This window comes from Dyella japonica DSM 16301, from assembly GCF_001010355.1.
Classification (GTDB): Bacteria; Pseudomonadota; Gammaproteobacteria; order Xanthomonadales; family Rhodanobacteraceae; genus Dyella; species Dyella japonica.
On sequence record NZ_JPLA01000091.1, the window covers coordinates 1 to 374 of the forward strand.

The 374-nt window shown below is 56.7% G+C and carries 1 protein-coding gene and 2 tRNA genes; all 3 read left to right on the plus strand.

From position 1 onward, the window contains the following. Positions 1–197: hypothetical protein (locus tag Y882_RS20565; RefSeq protein ID WP_211259216.1), on the plus strand; the 197-nt coding region annotated here is incomplete at its 5' end. Next, positions 162–238: transfer RNA gene (locus Y882_RS18285), tRNA-Ile, on the plus strand. The genes Y882_RS20565 and Y882_RS18285, both read left to right, overlap by 36 nt. 8 nt (positions 239–246) lie before the next feature. Next, positions 247–322, plus strand: a tRNA-Ala gene (locus Y882_RS18290). The last annotated feature ends 52 nt before the right edge of the window (positions 323–374 follow it).

Below are 374 nucleotides of genomic sequence, written 5' to 3' on the forward strand. Positions count from 1 at the left end.
CGTCCACACAAGACACCTGCTTTATTTCACGCGAAGTTTGCTTCACGCGGCTCCATGCCGCGACAAGCAAAACCGACCATCCCTGGTCGGACTCTTCACTGAAACCCCGCTTCGACGGCAACGTCGTCGGCGAGGTTTTTTTGTTGAGTGCAAAGGTTCCCGGGTCTGTAGCTCAGGTGGTTAGAGCGCACCCCTGATAAGGGTGAGGCCGGTGGTTCGAGTCCTCCCAGACCCACCACCGTCATCGGGGCCATAGCTCAGCTGGGAGAGCACCTGCTTTGCAAGCAGGGGGTCGTCAGTTCGATCCTGACTGGCTCCACCATGACACGACGTGAAATAAAGGCAGCGCACACAAAAGATTTAGAAACGAGACG